The sequence below is a fragment of the Evansella clarkii genome (genome assembly GCF_002019695.1).
GTDB classification, from domain to species: domain Bacteria; phylum Bacillota; class Bacilli; order Bacillales; family Salisediminibacteriaceae; genus Evansella; species Evansella clarkii.
Map to the genome: position 1 here is coordinate 4,095,690 of NZ_KV917376.1, position 14,490 is coordinate 4,110,179.

At 43.2% G+C, this 14,490-nt stretch carries 14 protein-coding genes; 1 reads left to right on the plus strand and 13 read right to left on the minus strand.

Annotated elements, in window-relative coordinates:
* Window positions 1-9: 9 nt before the first annotated feature.
* Window positions 10-453, minus strand: coding sequence for a GNAT family N-acetyltransferase (locus BK582_RS19305; protein WP_078596605.1), 444 nt, complete (start codon window positions 451-453; stop codon window positions 10-12).
* Between the two features lie 93 nt (window positions 454-546).
* Complete coding sequence (locus BK582_RS19310) at window positions 547-948, minus strand: hypothetical protein (protein ID WP_078596606.1); 402 nt, start codon at window positions 946-948, stop codon at window positions 547-549.
* Window positions 949-1,133: 185 nt separating this feature from the next.
* Here BK582_RS19310 and BK582_RS19315 point away from each other — a divergent pair, with 185 nt between their 5' ends.
* Entirely contained in the window at window positions 1,134-1,559 is a 426-nt protein-coding gene (locus tag BK582_RS19315) for a hypothetical protein (protein ID WP_078596607.1), read from the plus strand.
* A gap of 777 nt (window positions 1,560-2,336) precedes the next feature.
* Here BK582_RS19315 and BK582_RS19335 read toward each other — a convergent pair.
* From BK582_RS19335 to BK582_RS19385, 11 genes are all read right to left on the minus strand, one after another.
* Window positions 2,337-2,963 carry a nucleotidyltransferase family protein gene (locus BK582_RS19335; RefSeq protein ID WP_078596611.1) on the minus strand — a complete coding sequence of 209 codons (627 nt, stop codon included), beginning with the start codon at window positions 2,961-2,963 and terminating at the stop codon, window positions 2,337-2,339.
* A 2-nt stretch (window positions 2,964-2,965) separates the two neighbouring features.
* Window positions 2,966-4,096 (minus strand): XdhC family protein, encoded by a 1,131-nt coding sequence (locus BK582_RS19340; protein ID WP_078596612.1) that lies wholly within the window; start codon window positions 4,094-4,096, stop codon window positions 2,966-2,968.
* Window positions 4,093-5,391 (minus strand): vWA domain-containing protein, encoded by a 1,299-nt coding sequence (locus BK582_RS19345; RefSeq protein WP_078596613.1) that lies wholly within the window; start codon window positions 5,389-5,391, stop codon window positions 4,093-4,095. The genes BK582_RS19340 and BK582_RS19345 overlap by 4 nt, the downstream gene beginning before the upstream one ends.
* 1 nt (window position 5,392) lies before the next feature.
* Window positions 5,393-6,331, minus strand: coding sequence for an AAA family ATPase (locus BK582_RS19350; protein ID WP_244895432.1), 939 nt, complete (start codon window positions 6,329-6,331; stop codon window positions 5,393-5,395).
* 64 nt (window positions 6,332-6,395) lie between these two features.
* Window positions 6,396-7,256: an FAD binding domain-containing protein gene (locus tag BK582_RS19355; protein WP_078596615.1), complete on the minus strand. Its 861-nt coding sequence runs from the start codon at window positions 7,254-7,256 to the stop codon at window positions 6,396-6,398.
* Window positions 7,253-9,601: a xanthine dehydrogenase family protein molybdopterin-binding subunit gene (locus BK582_RS19360; protein ID WP_078596616.1), complete on the minus strand. Its 2,349-nt coding sequence runs from the start codon at window positions 9,599-9,601 to the stop codon at window positions 7,253-7,255. The genes BK582_RS19355 and BK582_RS19360 overlap by 4 nt, the downstream gene beginning before the upstream one ends.
* Window positions 9,601-10,116 carry a (2Fe-2S)-binding protein gene (locus BK582_RS19365; protein WP_078598144.1) on the minus strand — a complete coding sequence of 172 codons (516 nt, stop codon included), beginning with the start codon at window positions 10,114-10,116 and terminating at the stop codon, window positions 9,601-9,603. Before BK582_RS19365 ends, BK582_RS19360 begins: the two co-directional genes overlap by 1 nt.
* A 44-nt stretch (window positions 10,117-10,160) precedes the next feature.
* A complete protein-coding gene (locus BK582_RS19370) occupies window positions 10,161-10,619 on the minus strand; it encodes an SRPBCC family protein (RefSeq protein ID WP_078596617.1) in 459 nt (152 codons plus the stop codon).
* Between the two features lie 160 nt (window positions 10,620-10,779).
* Window positions 10,780-12,195: a sigma-54 interaction domain-containing protein gene (locus BK582_RS19375; protein WP_078596618.1), complete on the minus strand. Its 1,416-nt coding sequence runs from the start codon at window positions 12,193-12,195 to the stop codon at window positions 10,780-10,782.
* A 172-nt stretch (window positions 12,196-12,367) separates the two neighbouring features.
* On the minus strand, window positions 12,368-13,135 hold the full coding sequence (locus BK582_RS19380; protein WP_078596619.1) for a LamB/YcsF family protein: 768 nt from the start codon (window positions 13,133-13,135) through the stop codon (window positions 12,368-12,370).
* A complete protein-coding gene (locus BK582_RS19385) occupies window positions 13,125-14,483 on the minus strand; it encodes an acetyl-CoA carboxylase biotin carboxylase subunit (protein ID WP_078596620.1) in 1,359 nt (452 codons plus the stop codon). Before BK582_RS19385 ends, BK582_RS19380 begins: the two co-directional genes overlap by 11 nt.
* Window positions 14,484-14,490 lie beyond the last annotated feature (7 nt).

Here is a 14,490-nt window from a genome sequence, read left to right on the forward strand (position 1 = left end):
AGTCTTGTTTTATTTCAGAGCTAGTTCATAATGGAAGTATTGTTCATCACGCTTGTAACCGAGTCTTTCATATAGACGCTGTGCGGAATGATTGTTGAATGCGGTGCTGAGGCTGAGGCTCTTTGCCCCTGTTTCTTCGGCAAATTCCCGGGCTTTGTTCATAAGCAGTTCCCCTGCTCCTTTTTTCCTTGCTTCTTCAGCAACAAATAAGTCATTTAGAATCCACGTCTTTTTCATAGACACCGAGGAAAACGAAGGATAAAGCTGGGTAAAACCTAAGTACCTGTCTTTTTCCTTAATGGTAAAGATGACAGAATCCTTCTGCGTGAGCCGCTCTTCTATGAAATCTTCTGCGCCGGCTCTGTCAGATGGCTGTTCGTAAAATATTCGGTACAGGTTAAATAACCGGGACACTTCTTCTAAATCCTCCATTGAAGCCTGGTAAACTTCCATTCGCTTATTCCTCCTGAATGTTTTGTTTACAGCATATCATTTATAAGGGCAACTTGCTGAATTTTTCAACTTCAGCTCTCATGTAAAAAACAATTATTCTATTATCACTTTTCCATCTTTATCTCTGATATTTATTTTATATAAACTAATATCTGACATGAGCTCCTGTTTTTTTGCCTCTAAAATGCTCTCCACAGCGGATTTTATTTCTTCTGCTATCTCGCTCGTGTCATCTCCGCTGCCATCTAATAAGGTATGGATAGTAATATGCTCTTCATACCCAATTTCTATGTCACCAATCTGGCCGTCAAAATCCAGACCTTCCTGCAACGTGATCGTAAGGCTTCTTAATTCATCAACTAAATCCTGTTCCGTCACTTCCTTACTTTCAGAATCCACTGTTGACGACCCGGCGCCAGGCCCTCCTGATACTATCCAAGTACCTAAAATAAACACAGTCATTACTGCAGAAACCCCAATGATTAACCTGTTCAAAAAAACACCCCCGTGAATATAAATATGTACGGGCTTTTGAATTATGACAGGCCGGGGTTAAGGCAATTACATTTCTAAAGAAACTTATACCGATTACAGTAAGAAGTGATATACTGTTGTTGTAAAAGTTTTCCACCAAGATTGGAAAATAAGAAGATATGTTAGTTATCGGCAGGAGGGATTGTATGCATCCAGCAGTGCTGATTGAATGGATGGCTGTTGGCATTACCATCGCATTAATCATAATTATTTCACTCTTCTTAAGAGGGAAATGGAGAAAGTTTGGATGGTCATTAGCCTTAGTTGTTTTTCTCGCGTACTGTGTATTTTATATTGCCCGCCCTCATTGGATCGACGCACAAATTGACCGGAAAACAGAACTGGTGGAAGTCTATTTAGAACAACAATTTCCAAATGAAGTCTGGAAAATAAATACCGTTCCTCACCGTGAGGAAGGCTACAAACACCTCAACCCCTACTATATTGGAGTGGTTTTTGAAAACGAGCCAGAGGTTACGTATCATTACTGGGCAGATAAGAATGATATTTACCAGATCAGTTATTCAACAGACAAAACCCTGGATGAGTTCAGGTATAAAGAACCAAAATAAGCTGCTGCTATTAAACCAACAGGGCTAATGAACATACACATCAACTGGAACTCCGGCTCAAGCAGAGGAGGAGAACATTAAAACGGAAGTTTGAAACCAAACGAAGACTAAATTAAACTGGACAAATTTGTGAGTTTTCACTGTAATTTGTCCAGCAATTCGTTTACTCTGGTCAAATTTGCTCATTGGCTCCAACATTTGTCCAGCAATTCGTTTACTCTGGACAAATTTGCTCATTGGTTCCAACATTTGTCCAGCAAATTCCTTACTCTGGACAAATCAAACCGATTCTCCAAACATTTGTCCAGTAAAGATACTAATTTTGTAATAGCTAGTATAAAAAAGGGTATTAATCTGGACAAATTTGTGAGTTTTCACTGTAATTTGTCCAGCAATTCGTTTACTCTGGACAAATTTGCTCATTGGCTCCAACATTTGTCCAGCAAATTCCTTACTCTGGACAAATTTGCGAGTTTTCACTGTAATTTGTCCAGCAATTCGTTTACTCTGGACAAATTTGCTCATTGGCTCCAACATTTGTCCAGCAAATTCCTTACTCTGGACAAATCAAACCGATTCTCCAAACATTTGTCCAGCAAAAATACTAATTTTGTGATATCTGGTAGAAAAAGGGTATTAATCCAGACAAATTTGTGAGTTTTCACTGTAATTTGTCCAGCAATTCGTTTACTCTGGACAAATTTGCTCATTGGCTCCAACATTTGTCCAGCAAATTCCTTACTCTGGACAAGACAAATCAAACCACCTTCCCGCAAGCTAAAAATTTATTTTTTTCGCTTTTTTATACACTTCAGGAGTATCAATATCAAAGACACATCCTGGATCGGTGACACGGAGACGTTCATATAAATGAAGAGATTTTTTAAGCCCTTTAGCCCCTTCGTCTCCTGCTAAAAATGGAAACATCCCTTCATGTACATTTCCAAGGTAGACTGGGTGACCTGGAATTTGATTATATTCCGGCTGCAGCATAAACGGTTTTTCAGTCTGTGAACCTATCGCCCTCCCTGAACACAGCACAAATTCGATAGTTTCCTGTTTTATAAAAGGCATATCCCCAAGAAAAATCATAACTGAGGAATACTCTTCATTAAGTGCTTGCTGGAGACCTGTAAAAAGAGAAGTACTCTGGCCTTTCTTATACTCTTCGTTTAATAGCCACTGGAATCTTTCATCAGATATTTCTAACTCTGTCTGGATGCGTTCTGCTTCATGACCAATTACTCCAAAAACTCTGGAAAAACCACTGTGCAGAACGGTTGTTATCGTAACCTCCAGTAAACTGCGCTTCCCTAGCTGGAGCAGCTGTTTAGCCGTTCCCATACGTTTTGACATTCCTGCTCCAAGAATTATACCAGCGACCGGATATTTTTCCCCAGCCATATTTAAGTGATTCTAACAGGCTTGTGAATCGCCTGTCGTTCCCTGAGAAAACCACCTGTATGGCCATTCTTTACAGCAAGTACTTCAGCCATAATACTGAGTGCAATTTCATCAGCCGTATCAGCGCCAATATCAAGGCCAACAGGGCCAAATAATTTTTTATCCAGCTGGTTTTCCGTAAAATTGAAACCATCTTCCTCCAGTCTGTCCAGCAACCGTCCCAGCCTTGAGCGGGGGCCAAGAACACCAACATACGGGGCGGAGGAATTAAGAGCAAGTTCAAGGGATTTGACGTCCCTCTCAAGATGATGATTCATAATTACCACATACGTCCTTTCTGTAATTAGGATATCGTCCTTTTCAGCTTTTGCCGGGTCGATGAGGATACAATCCGATCCAGGAAAAAGCTCTTTTGTATTGTATCCAGGTCTTGGATCCACCACGGTAGTTTTAAATCCTAACTCCGTGCTTCTTTTAGCCAGCGGAACTGCATCATGGCCGGCACCGAAGATTAATAAGCCAGGAGGCGGAACGTGTAAGTCCATAAAAACTTCAATTTCATAGTCTCCGATCGATAGTACAGTAGTTCCGGACTTAGGATTTTGTTCGCCAAGCTTTCTTACAGCAATTTTCGCCGCTTTTTCTGCCAGTTCATTATTCAGGCATTTTCCATACAAACCTTCAGGCTTTATGCAAAAGCGGTCGCCATCGCTTATATTTTCCTGAGAATCCCCTCTTATAACAGTGCATAATACTGCCGGGATCTCCTTTTGTACTGAATCAGCCCAGCTTCCATATGCCTCATCATACTCTGCGGAAAATGGCTCAATATATATGTCTACTGTTCCTGGACAGCCAAGACCGAGGCCCCACACAAGTTCTTCATCCATATGATATGTTTTCAGTTCCGGCTTACCCATCTGCATGACGGCTTTTGCCGTTTCTTCCACATCCGGTTCAAGGCAGCCGCCGGATATCATCCCAGTGAGTATCCCCTGTTCTCCTATGAGCATTTTCGCTCCTTCTCTTCTGTAGGCAGATCCTTTCACCCGGATAACAGTTGCGATAGCGGTTTTTCTCCCTTTTTTTTGTTCTGCTGCCATTAACGCTGATATTCGTTTATTCTCGTTCATTTCCCCCACTCCCGATTTCTAATTTTAAATGCGGCCTTCTGGTAAGAGGATGCATCTTCCGCTGAAAGAAACGAATCTATATATGGAAGTGCTGCCTTCATTCCGTTTGCCTCCGGCTCATATCCAGGAACCGCCAAAAGAGGATTAAACCAGACCACTCCTGCTGTTTTTCTCTGAAATATCTCCATACTCTTTCTCAGGCTTTCCGTTTTACCAGTATCAAGGCCATCACTGCCTATCAGGACGATCGTATCTTTCGTTAACATCATTTCGTAATTTTCAGTTAATTTAATGAACGAATCACCGATCCTGGTGCCGCTTCCCCATTCTTCACTGGAAAAAATAAACGCTGGATCTCCTTTATCCTGGATGTTTTTAAACTGTTGTGTAATTCTTTTTAACGTATTGGAAAACAGAAAAATTTCTGCCTTCCCGGAAGTCAGGGTAAGGCCGTATGCAAACTGGAGGAAGTTCACCGAAAAATCCGCCATGGAACGGCTGCTGTCACAGAGCAAAAGATATTTGGTTTTCCGGACAGGTCGAGCTTTTTTGGGAAGCAGTGCTGCTCTTCCCCCTGTCTGCATAATTTTCCGCATCAACTTACGGAAATCTATCCGCTTACCTTTATGCTGGGATTTCCATCGTCTTCCTTGTTTAATTTTTATGTTTTTGTCAAAAATCCGTGCGGCAGATATAAATGCTGTCAGACTATCTTTTTCAAAGGAAACCTGGATATTGTGAAACTTGTTTCCCGTAAATCTCGACGCTTTCCAAACTTTAGTTTCCACTTTTTTATCTGATTCTGCTGATATTGCTGCAGACTGATTAATTGGTAAAGCAGCTGTCCTCGCTTCACGTTCACTACTATTCTGTTGCTTCTCTGTATTATGAACAGCTGTTGCGAGCCGGATTGCCTCAAGAGTTTGTTTTGCCTCTTTTTTTGATTTATTTTTTACTGATTGGTTTTTTTCTTCTTGATGGTCACTCTGTTTCTCCGCTAAGTTAGATGAAAGATGGATTCGTTTACGGTCAATAGTATTAGTCAGTGCTGATTTGCTGAAATAAAGAGGATACAGCATATTAAAAATCTCCAGTTCCTCTTTTTTTGAACAGAAAATCATCCTCATCATCGCCTTAAAATTTTCTTCGTCACCTGGCCCTGTTTCTGCGACCGCCTGTAGAAAGAGGATGATCTCTCCAGGCCCTGCAGCAACTTCATATTCCCTCAGGTGCCTGGCAAAAAGCTGAACCCTTTCAGGCAATGTAGTTATATTAATTATTTTCGCAGTTTCCATTTTATGCTTCCTTAGCCCCTGCACTTTTAAGATATTTTTCACTGAGCAATCCGCCGTCCTCCAGATGATTTTCAATAATATTCCAGTCGTCTCTGTCTTTTGCAAGACAGCCGAGCGTCTCCTTCATCGCCTCTGCCGTAATTTCATTTTTATGCATAAGCATAAGTGCTTCAGCCCAGTCGAGGGTTTCAGCTACCCCTGGAACTTTATTAAGAGGCATGGAGCGGATTTTTATTATAACGGCTGCAATTTTTTCAGCTGCTGTTTCATTAATTTCAGGCAAGTGAGCCTGTATAATAGCTGTTTCTTTCTTAATGTCAGGATAGGGAAACCATTGATACAAACAGCGGCGCCTTAGTGCGTCACTAAGCTCCCTTGTCCTGTTTGAAGTAAGAATGACATATGGCTTGTACTTTGGCAGAATCGTTCCAATCTCCGGTATGGTGATCTGAAATTCCGCCAGAAGCTCCAGTAAAAATGCCTCAAATTCTTCATCAGCCCTGTCAATTTCATCAATTAATAAAACAGGCGGTGCTTCTTCGGCAGATAATGCTTCAAGGAGCGGACGCCTCAATAGAAAATCTGGTCCAAAAATCTCCTGTTCCCTTTCAGAAACTGAAGCATCTGTTTTTTCCGTAAGCTGTATATGAAGCAGCTGCTTCTGGTAGTTCCATTCATACAGTGCATTATGTACATCAAGTCCCTCATAGCATTGGAGGCGTATTAAAGGGGTTTCCAGTACTTCGGCAAGTACTTTAGCTACCTGGGTTTTACCAACGCCAGCAGGGCCTTCTATGAGAAGAGGCTTATTAAGGCCTTGTACAAGACGGAGCGCTGTCACGATGGAACGGTCGGTTATATACTGATGCTTTCTGAATACCTGTTCTATCGTATCTTCAGTCAGTATGTTAGTAATTTCCCTCATCTCCTTCGAAAACACTCTGTAAATAATTTAACCAGGGGCGCTGTATTTTCTGAGACAGCACCCCTGGACATTTCAGCTATCAACTGAAGAATATTTCCTTCAGGGCCCGCTCAGTGTAAACCTTCGCTAAATGTCTGCGGTACTTTTCTGAAGCGAACAAATCTGAACCAATTTCACCGTCATCAGCCGCATTTTCAGAAACCTCTTTCACAAGAGCTTCTGTTGGTTCTGCACCCATTAAAGCTTCTTCAACAGCACGAGCCCGATATGGAACATCACTTACCCCATTAATGCCGATTCGTATATGCTCTACCTTGCCTGAATCATCCATTGATGCCACAGCGCATACGCCAATAACAGCGTACCCGGAAGCAGGATGCTCGTATTTTAAATAAACTGATCTTGAATTAGGCGACGGTACTGCAAAAGAAACAGAAGTTACAATACTATTTTCTCCAAGCATAGTTACAAGAGGGGCAATAAAAAAGTCTTCTGCGGCAATCGTTTCCTTTCCAAGGTCCCCGTGTACTTCAATCTCTGCATCCAGGGCAAGAGCTGCGCCAGGCAGATCAGCAGCCGGGTCACCATGGGCAAGATTTCCGCCAATTGTTCCCCGGTTCCGTACCTGCTGGTCGCCAATAATCCTCACTGCTTTTACGAGGACAGGAATTTGCTGCTGTGCCGTTTCGTCTTTCACAAGCTCATCGTAGGTTGTCATCGCTCCTACAACCAGACGGCCTCCTTCCAGCTTAACTCCCTTTAGCTCCTCGATTTTGCTGATATCAATTAAGGATTGCGGATTTGTAAGACGGAATTTCATTAAGGGCAGGAGACTGTGTCCACCGGCGAGAAGCTTGCCTTCTCCACCGCTATCCTTTAGGAGCTGAAGCGCTTCTGCCACGGAGTTTGCTCTTTTATACGCAAATTCACTTGGTATCATACTAGTTCCCTCCTGTTCTGCATTGCCGCCCAAACCTTCTCCGGTGTCAGCGGCATCTCTAAATCTTTAATTCCATAAGATCTTAACGCATCCATAACTGCATTCACTACAGCAGGAGTAGACGCGGTCGTACCAGTTTCTCCAACCCCTTTTGCACCTAAGGGATTAACAGGAGAAGGGGTTTCTGTATACGCTGTTTCAAATTCAGGAAAGAAATCTGCCTGCGGCATCGTGTAGTCCATAAATGTACCTGATAAAAGCTGGCCATTTTCACTGTATACGGTACCTTCCCAAAGTGCCTGCCCAATTCCCTGAGCCAGGCCGCCATGGACTTGTCCTTCCACAATGGTAGGGTTGATTACACGACCTACATCATCGACCGCAATGTATCTCTTTAATTCTACTTTTCCGGTGTCTTTATCTACTTCCACAACACAAATATGGGTGCCAAACGGATAGACAAAGTTCTCCGGATCAAAGAAAGATTGGGCTTCCAGGGCCGGTTCCATTCCTTCCGGGAGATCCCATGCCATATTAGCTGATTTTGCGATTTCCTGGAATGTCCGCTGTCTTCCAGGAACCCCTTTCACCTGGAACACGCCGTCCTTTAATTCGATATCTTCAGGAGAAGTTTCAAGCTCATGAGCTGCGATTTTTTTCGCTTTATCCACTACTCTGTCTGCCGCGATAGCTAATGCGCCGCCTCCTACCGCGGTCGTCCTTGATCCGTACGTTCCCCATCCCATGGCAATGCTTCCTGTATCACCGGAATATACTTCAATATCTTCAATTGGGATTCCAAATTTCTCTCCTACTACCTGCGCGAAGGTTGTTTTAACTCCCTGGCCATGTGGAGATGCCCCTGTGTATACTGCCACTTTTCCTGAAGGGTGGACACGGACTGTACTATTTTCCCACAGACCACCCTGGAAACCGATTGCTCCGGCTACTTTAGAAGGCCCCAGACCGCAAAGCTCCACATAGGTGGAAAATCCAATTCCCATTAACCTTCCTTCTGCAGCCAGGCGTTTTTGTTCTTCTCTAAGTTCTTCGTAGTTGGCCATTTCAAGAGCCTTTTCGAGAGAGAGCTGGTAGTTTCCGCTGTCATAGTTAAGTCCCATGGCATTTGTGTACGGAAACGCTTCTTTTTTCACTAAGTTCTTTCTTCTTATTTCCAGTACGTCCATTCCTATTTCATGAGCAAACAGGTCAATGGCTCTTTCAATCTGGAAAGTAGCTTCCGGTTTTCCCGCTCCCCTGTATGCATCAGTTGGTGTGGTATTGGTGTATACTCCGTAAGTTCTTACTGCTGCTTTAGGTATATCATAAGCGCCAGTTATCATAAGTCCGAAGTCAATAGTCGGCACACCTGCTCCCATTGTGGACAAATAAGCCCCCATATTAGCAGTATTAACCACTCGAAGAGCTGTTAAAGTGCCGTCCTTGTTACCAGCCAGCTCCACTTCGATGACTTCATCGCGGGCATGATTGGTAGCAAGAAAATGTTCGCTTCTTTCCTCAATCCATTTAACTGGACGTTTTAAGTGTTTAGCGGCGTATCCTGCTAGAGCTTCTTCTGTATAAACACCAATCTTTGCTCCAAATCCTCCCCCAACATCAGGAGCTACAATTCGAAGCTTTGATTCCGGGATGCCTAAAACTTCAGAATAAACCATTCGGTGAATATGAGGATTCTGGGATGTACACCAGATAGTCATCTCTCCCCCGCCGCTGTTATACTGTGCAACCGCCCCTCTCGTTTCCATTGGGTTAGGGACAACCCGCTGCTCGTAAAAGCGTTGTTTAACAACTACTTCCGCCTGCTCAAAAATCTCGTCCTCAATTTCTGCAGGCTGCCAGTCAAAAGCCAGATTTCCCTCCACGTCCTCATGAATGATCGGCGCCCCCTCCTTCAAAGCGTCTTCCTGATGGGTAACAGCGGGCAGTTCTTCATATTCCACCTTAATTTTTTCCAGGGCATCTTTTGCTATGTAGCGATCCTCTGCTACTACAAAGGCAACTCCTTCACCGGCATAATGCACTTTTTCCTCAGCGAGAGGCATACGAGGCTTTGGCTTAATATTACAGCCAGGGACTACCCAGGAAGTAGGTACAGGCTGCATTACAGGGTTAACATCCTTTCCGGTATAGACAGCCAGCACCCCAGGATGCTCAAGCGCTTGAGTAACATCAATACTGAGTATTTTCGCATGGGCATACGGACTTCTAAGCACCCTGGCATGAACCATTCCAGGAAGTTTAATATCATCTGTAAAATTCCCGTTACCAGTAATCAGACGGGGATCTTCCTGCCTTTTTATTCTGGCTCCATGAAGTTTCGCCATTATTTAGCCCCTCCTTCCCCTGCAGACTGCACAAGTTTTTCCTTTTCGTTTTCTTCCGCCAGACTTCTGGCTGCGTGCTGGACTGCTTTTACAATGAACTGGTAGCCGGTACAACGGCAGATAGCACCTTTCATTCCTTCTCTTATCTCGCTCTCAGAGGGGTCCGGATTTTCCTTGAGTAAAGCAGCCATGGCCATCATTACTCCCGGAGTACAATATCCGCATTGGAGCCCATGCTCTTCCCAGAAACCACGCTGAATGGCATGCAGCTTTTCCATATCGCCCAGCCCTTCTACAGTAGTCACCTCTGTACCATCCGCCTGCACAGCAAGTGTGGTGCATGATTTAACAGACTTTCCATCAATATACACAGTACAAGCCCCGCACTGGCTCGTATCACAGCCGATATGTGTCCCGGTAAGATCCAGTTCATCCCGCAGATAGTGTACGAGAAGCATTCGTGGTTCAGTGTATGACTTCTTTTCAATTCCGTTCACTTTCATTGAAATCTCCATTTTTGATCCCAATTTTCCACCTCCATTAATATATAAAAAATGCTTTATGCATTTTTACCCGCGGTTTTCTTCATTTCCTGATCCACTGCTTTAAAGAACTGGCCGAGAATAAGCTTAGCCGCACCATTCATTACGCGCTGTCCTGCAGAAGCGAGTACTCCAGTTACCTGGGCGTCTGCCTTGCAGTCCACCCTTGTTCCATCCTCTTCTTCTTCAAGAAACATATCCGCAGCAGCATCAATTTCACCCGGCTTGCCTTTCCCATGAACTTTCAGCTTGTAATATGCTGGCTGTTCCTGATTCAGCTGTTTCACCTCACCGTGAAATATCCCTTTTATAGGTCCGATGCTGATCCCCATTTCCGCAATATAGACGTCTTTATCAGGATCTTTTTCAAAGCTCTTACATCCTGGAAGGGAATTTCTCAATACTTCCTCGTCCTGCAGGAAATTCCACACTTCTTCTCTCGGTTCGCTGAATTTAAAAGAGTATTCCAGTTTCATATTATTTCACCCCAAATTTTTTGTTTGATTTTTCTGTTTTTACACAACATTCTGAATAATTATTGCAAAAAAATTCTGCAAACATATCTTAGCTAACACTGGCTTTTATACCGCCAGGTCAAGACAGACTGGTTGCAGAATTCTTTGATGTATTGCGCCTTCAGCTATCCTGTTCATTATTAAGCAAAAATTCATTATTACCGATAACAGCAAGCTCTGGCTGGTGTATATATTTCTTTATTTTCCTCGTAGCAGCGGACTGGCTGATTCCCAATTCTTCCGCAACTCTATACGAAGACTGGTTTCTCTCATACGCTTCTTCAATAATAGATTTTTCAAAATCAGCCATTAAATCTGCCAGTTTTTTCCCTTTAAACGACTTGTTCACCTGCCTGATGGCATATGGGAGATCTCTTAGAGTAATGATCTCATCCCCTGTAACAACAAGTCGTTCCACGATATTTTCCAGTTCCCTGATGTTTCCGTCCCACTGGTAATCAAGTAAAGCATCAAGAACCTTTGGTGAAAACCGGACATTACTGTTATATAAACTGTTAAAATAATCGAGAAAATGATAGACAAGCGGGAATATGTCTTCTTTCCTTTCCCTTAACGGCGGGACATAGACAGGAATTACATTCAGACGATAAAATAAATCTTTTCTGAATTTCCCTTTTTCAATCATTTCTTCCAGGTTTTTATTTGTGGCTGAAATAATCCTTACATCTATTGACAATGTTTTATTGCTGCCTACAGGACGGACCTTTTTTTCCTGAAGCACCTGTAACAATTTCCCCTGAACTTCCAAAGGAATCTCACCGATCTCATCCAGGAAGAGCGTTCCTTGATTTGAAAGCTCGATTAAGCCCTTTTTTCCTTCCCTGAAAGCCCCGGTAAAGGAACCGCCTTCATAACCAAACAGCTCAGATTCAATCAGCTGCGGCGGAAGTGCCGCACAGTTTATTTCATTAAAAACATTATTCTCCCTGTCGCTGTATGAATGTATCAGCCTGGCAAATTTGCTCTTACCCACTCCGGTTTCTCCGAGGATGAGCACGGTACTGTTCACTTTTGCTATTTTTTGAATGAGAGCCATCACTTTCTTCATGCTCTGGCTTTTTGTGATAAATCCCTCCACATGAATGGGTTCCTGAAGTTCTTTCTTAAATGTTTCTATTTTATCTTCCATTTCTTCAATTTTTCTTTTCAACTGGCTGAGCTCTGTGAGATCCCGGGAATAGCTGACAACACGTTTTAAGTTCCCGGATTTATCCATAATAGGCCTTGCCTGCACATGAAGGAACCGTCCAAAGCCTGTTTCCTGGAGTATCTCTATTGGCTTCCCTTTTTCAATCACCTTTAAGGTAGCGGAAGGATAGAATATCCCCTGTTTTTCTAAATCCTTCACATGCTTTCCTATAATTTCCTCTGATGAAAGACCATAATTTTCTTCACAAACAGAGTTAACCCTGAGGACGACGCCATTCTGGTCAGTTACAAATATTTCTGCGAATGAAGCCTGAAAGATCTCTTCCAGTTCTTCGTTTACCAGCTCCAGTTCTTCTTTTGAAGCCATGATAACCCACCCCCCCGGCAATGTTTTTCTAATTGTAACAGATGAAGCCGGGAAGGATTAAGAACAATGCATTTTTTCTGACAAACTTATGGAACTATTTTCTGGAGCCAGAAAAACATGCCAGGCTTATTTCAGATTCTGAAAAATGATATTACGGAAGCTATTTTGGCCCTTACATTCCCAGAACATCTTTTACAGAAGTAATAGAAATATTTTCTCTTTTTAATGCTTCAGTAATGGCTTTTGCAAGGTCAAGGGAGTTTGGAGTATCTCCGTGGATGCAGACAGTATCCACAGTAATAGAAGCCTCTTTATCCTGGTGAGTAGTTACCTTCCCTTCTTTGACCATCCTTACGACTCTTTCTGCAGCCATCTCATTATCTTCCACCATAGCGCTTTTCCTTGTTAGCACGATGGAACCGTCTTTCGTATGCTGCCTGTCGGCGTAGCCTTCCTTCGCTACAGGAACGCCCATGGCTTCCCCTTGCTGAACAACAGCTGAATTATTCAGAGCAAAAACAATCATTTTATCATCACCTTCAGCTACTGCTTCCAGAAATGCACGTGCAAGCTTTTCATCTTCCATCGCCATCATATAGAGGGCTCCATGGGGCTTACAGTGCTGGATTGTCAGGCCTGATGCAGCTGCAAACTCTCTGAGGGCTCCCATCTGGTAAGTTATGTAATCCTTCACTTCCTCTGGTGTAACTTTCAGATGGCGACGTCCAAATCCGATGAGGTCGGGAAAACCAGGATGGGCTCCAATCCCGGTTCCGCTCGCCTTTGCCCATTCTACCGTTTTTCTCATAACATGCGGGTCCCCCGCATGGTAGCCGCACGCAATGTTGGCGGAAGAGATGAATTCCATCATCTCTTCATCAAAGCCTAAAGAATAATTTCCAAAGCTTTCACCCATATCGCAATTGAGATCAACTTTCAACCTTCTCCCTCCTGTCGTTCATATTCTGGAGCAGTTTGGTGGTATAATTTCCTGAAATGAAATCATCGTCCTTCATAACTTCCTGCAGTAATGGAAGGTTCGTTGTAATCCCTTCAACAGTTACAGCCTCTAAAGCATTCTCCATATTGCGGATCGCTTCTTCCCTGTCTTTCCCGGAAGTAATGATCTTGCCGAGCATAGGATCATAGAATGGCGAGACTTTGTCACCTTCCTCATAACCGAAGTCAAGGCGGGTATCGTCTTCTGGAAACTTAAATGTATTTAGCGGGCCTGGCGAAGGGAAAAAGGTCTCAGGATCTTCCGCATAAAGACGGCATTCAATGGCATGCCCTTTTCTTTCCACTTCTTCCTGAGTAATAGGTAATTTTTCGCCGGCTGCCACTTTAATCTGCAACTCTATTAAATCAAGGCCTGTAACTTCCTCAGTAACAGGATGCTCCACCTGAAGACGGGTATTCATTTCTAAAAAATAATAGTTTTGATTTTCGTCTACGAGAAATTCCATTGTTCCTGCATTTTTATAACCGATAGACGCGGCACCTTTTACAGCTGTTTCACATATTTCCTGGCGTTTAGCTTCACTAAGGAATGGGGACGGGCCCTCTTCAATTACCTTCTGATTTCTTCTTTGTACCGAGCATTCACGGTCATATAAGTGGACTGAGTTCCCATGATGGTCACTAAGAAGCTGCACTTCAATATGATGGGGGTTTTCGATTAACTTCTCCAGATAAATAGATCCGTCACCAAAGAAATTTTTAGCCTGCTGCACTGTGGAGTTAAAGGCTTTTTCCAGATCTTCTTTATTTTGAAGAACCTTCATTCCCATTCCCCCGCCGCCTGCACTTGCCTTCAGCATTAATGGATATCCGAGCTCTTCAGCCATTTTTACTGCTTCGTCAAGGTCTTCAATCCCCTCGCATCCTTGAAGTACCGGAACACCTGCTTCTTTCATTTTATTTCTCGCATGTATTTTACTTCCCATCGCCTGAATGATCGATTCATCCGGACCGATAAAAATGATACCTTCTTTTTCGCATTTTTTTGGGAAATTTGGGTTTTCCGATAAAAATCCGTACCCTGGATGAATTGCGTCAGCATTTTTGATTTTAGCGACCCGCAGGATCTTTTCCATGTGGAGGTAGCTCTTCTGTGCCTGGGATTCTCCAATATTAACCGCCTCATCAGCGGACTGTACGAACGGAAGATCCTGGTCCGCATCAGAATATACCGCAACTGTCTCAATCCCTAGTTTCTTACAGGTTTTAATAATACGAAGAGCAATTTCTCCTCTGTTAGCTATTAAAATTTTTTTTATTAGCGCCATATACCTC

Excerpts from the sequence above, each read along its gene's own strand:
- BK582_RS19315 (WP_078596607.1), top strand. The coding sequence starts at position 1,134 with ATGCATCCAGCAGTGCTGATTGAATGGATGGCTGTTGGCATTACCATC.
- BK582_RS19365 (WP_078598144.1), bottom strand. The coding sequence starts at position 10,116 with ATGGAGATTTCAATGAAAGTGAACGGAATTGAAAAGAAGTCATACACT.
- BK582_RS19335 (WP_078596611.1), bottom strand. The coding sequence starts at position 2,963 with ATGGCTGGGGAAAAATATCCGGTCGCTGGTATAATTCTTGGAGCAGGA.
- BK582_RS19370 (WP_078596617.1), bottom strand. The coding sequence starts at position 10,619 with ATGAAACTGGAATACTCTTTTAAATTCAGCGAACCGAGAGAAGAAGTG.
- BK582_RS19355 (WP_078596615.1), bottom strand. The coding sequence starts at position 7,256 with ATGATACCAAGTGAATTTGCGTATAAAAGAGCAAACTCCGTGGCAGAA.
- BK582_RS19385 (WP_078596620.1), bottom strand. The coding sequence starts at position 14,483 with ATGGCGCTAATAAAAAAAATTTTAATAGCTAACAGAGGAGAAATTGCT.
- BK582_RS19360 (WP_078596616.1), bottom strand. The coding sequence starts at position 9,601 with ATGGCGAAACTTCATGGAGCCAGAATAAAAAGGCAGGAAGATCCCCGT.
- BK582_RS19345 (WP_078596613.1), bottom strand. The coding sequence starts at position 5,391 with ATGGAAACTGCGAAAATAATTAATATAACTACATTGCCTGAAAGGGTT.
- BK582_RS19305 (WP_078596605.1), bottom strand. The coding sequence starts at position 453 with ATGGAAGTTTACCAGGCTTCAATGGAGGATTTAGAAGAAGTGTCCCGG.
- BK582_RS19340 (WP_078596612.1), bottom strand. The coding sequence starts at position 4,096 with ATGAACGAGAATAAACGAATATCAGCGTTAATGGCAGCAGAACAAAAA.
- BK582_RS19375 (WP_078596618.1), bottom strand. The coding sequence starts at position 12,195 with ATGGCTTCAAAAGAAGAACTGGAGCTGGTAAACGAAGAACTGGAAGAG.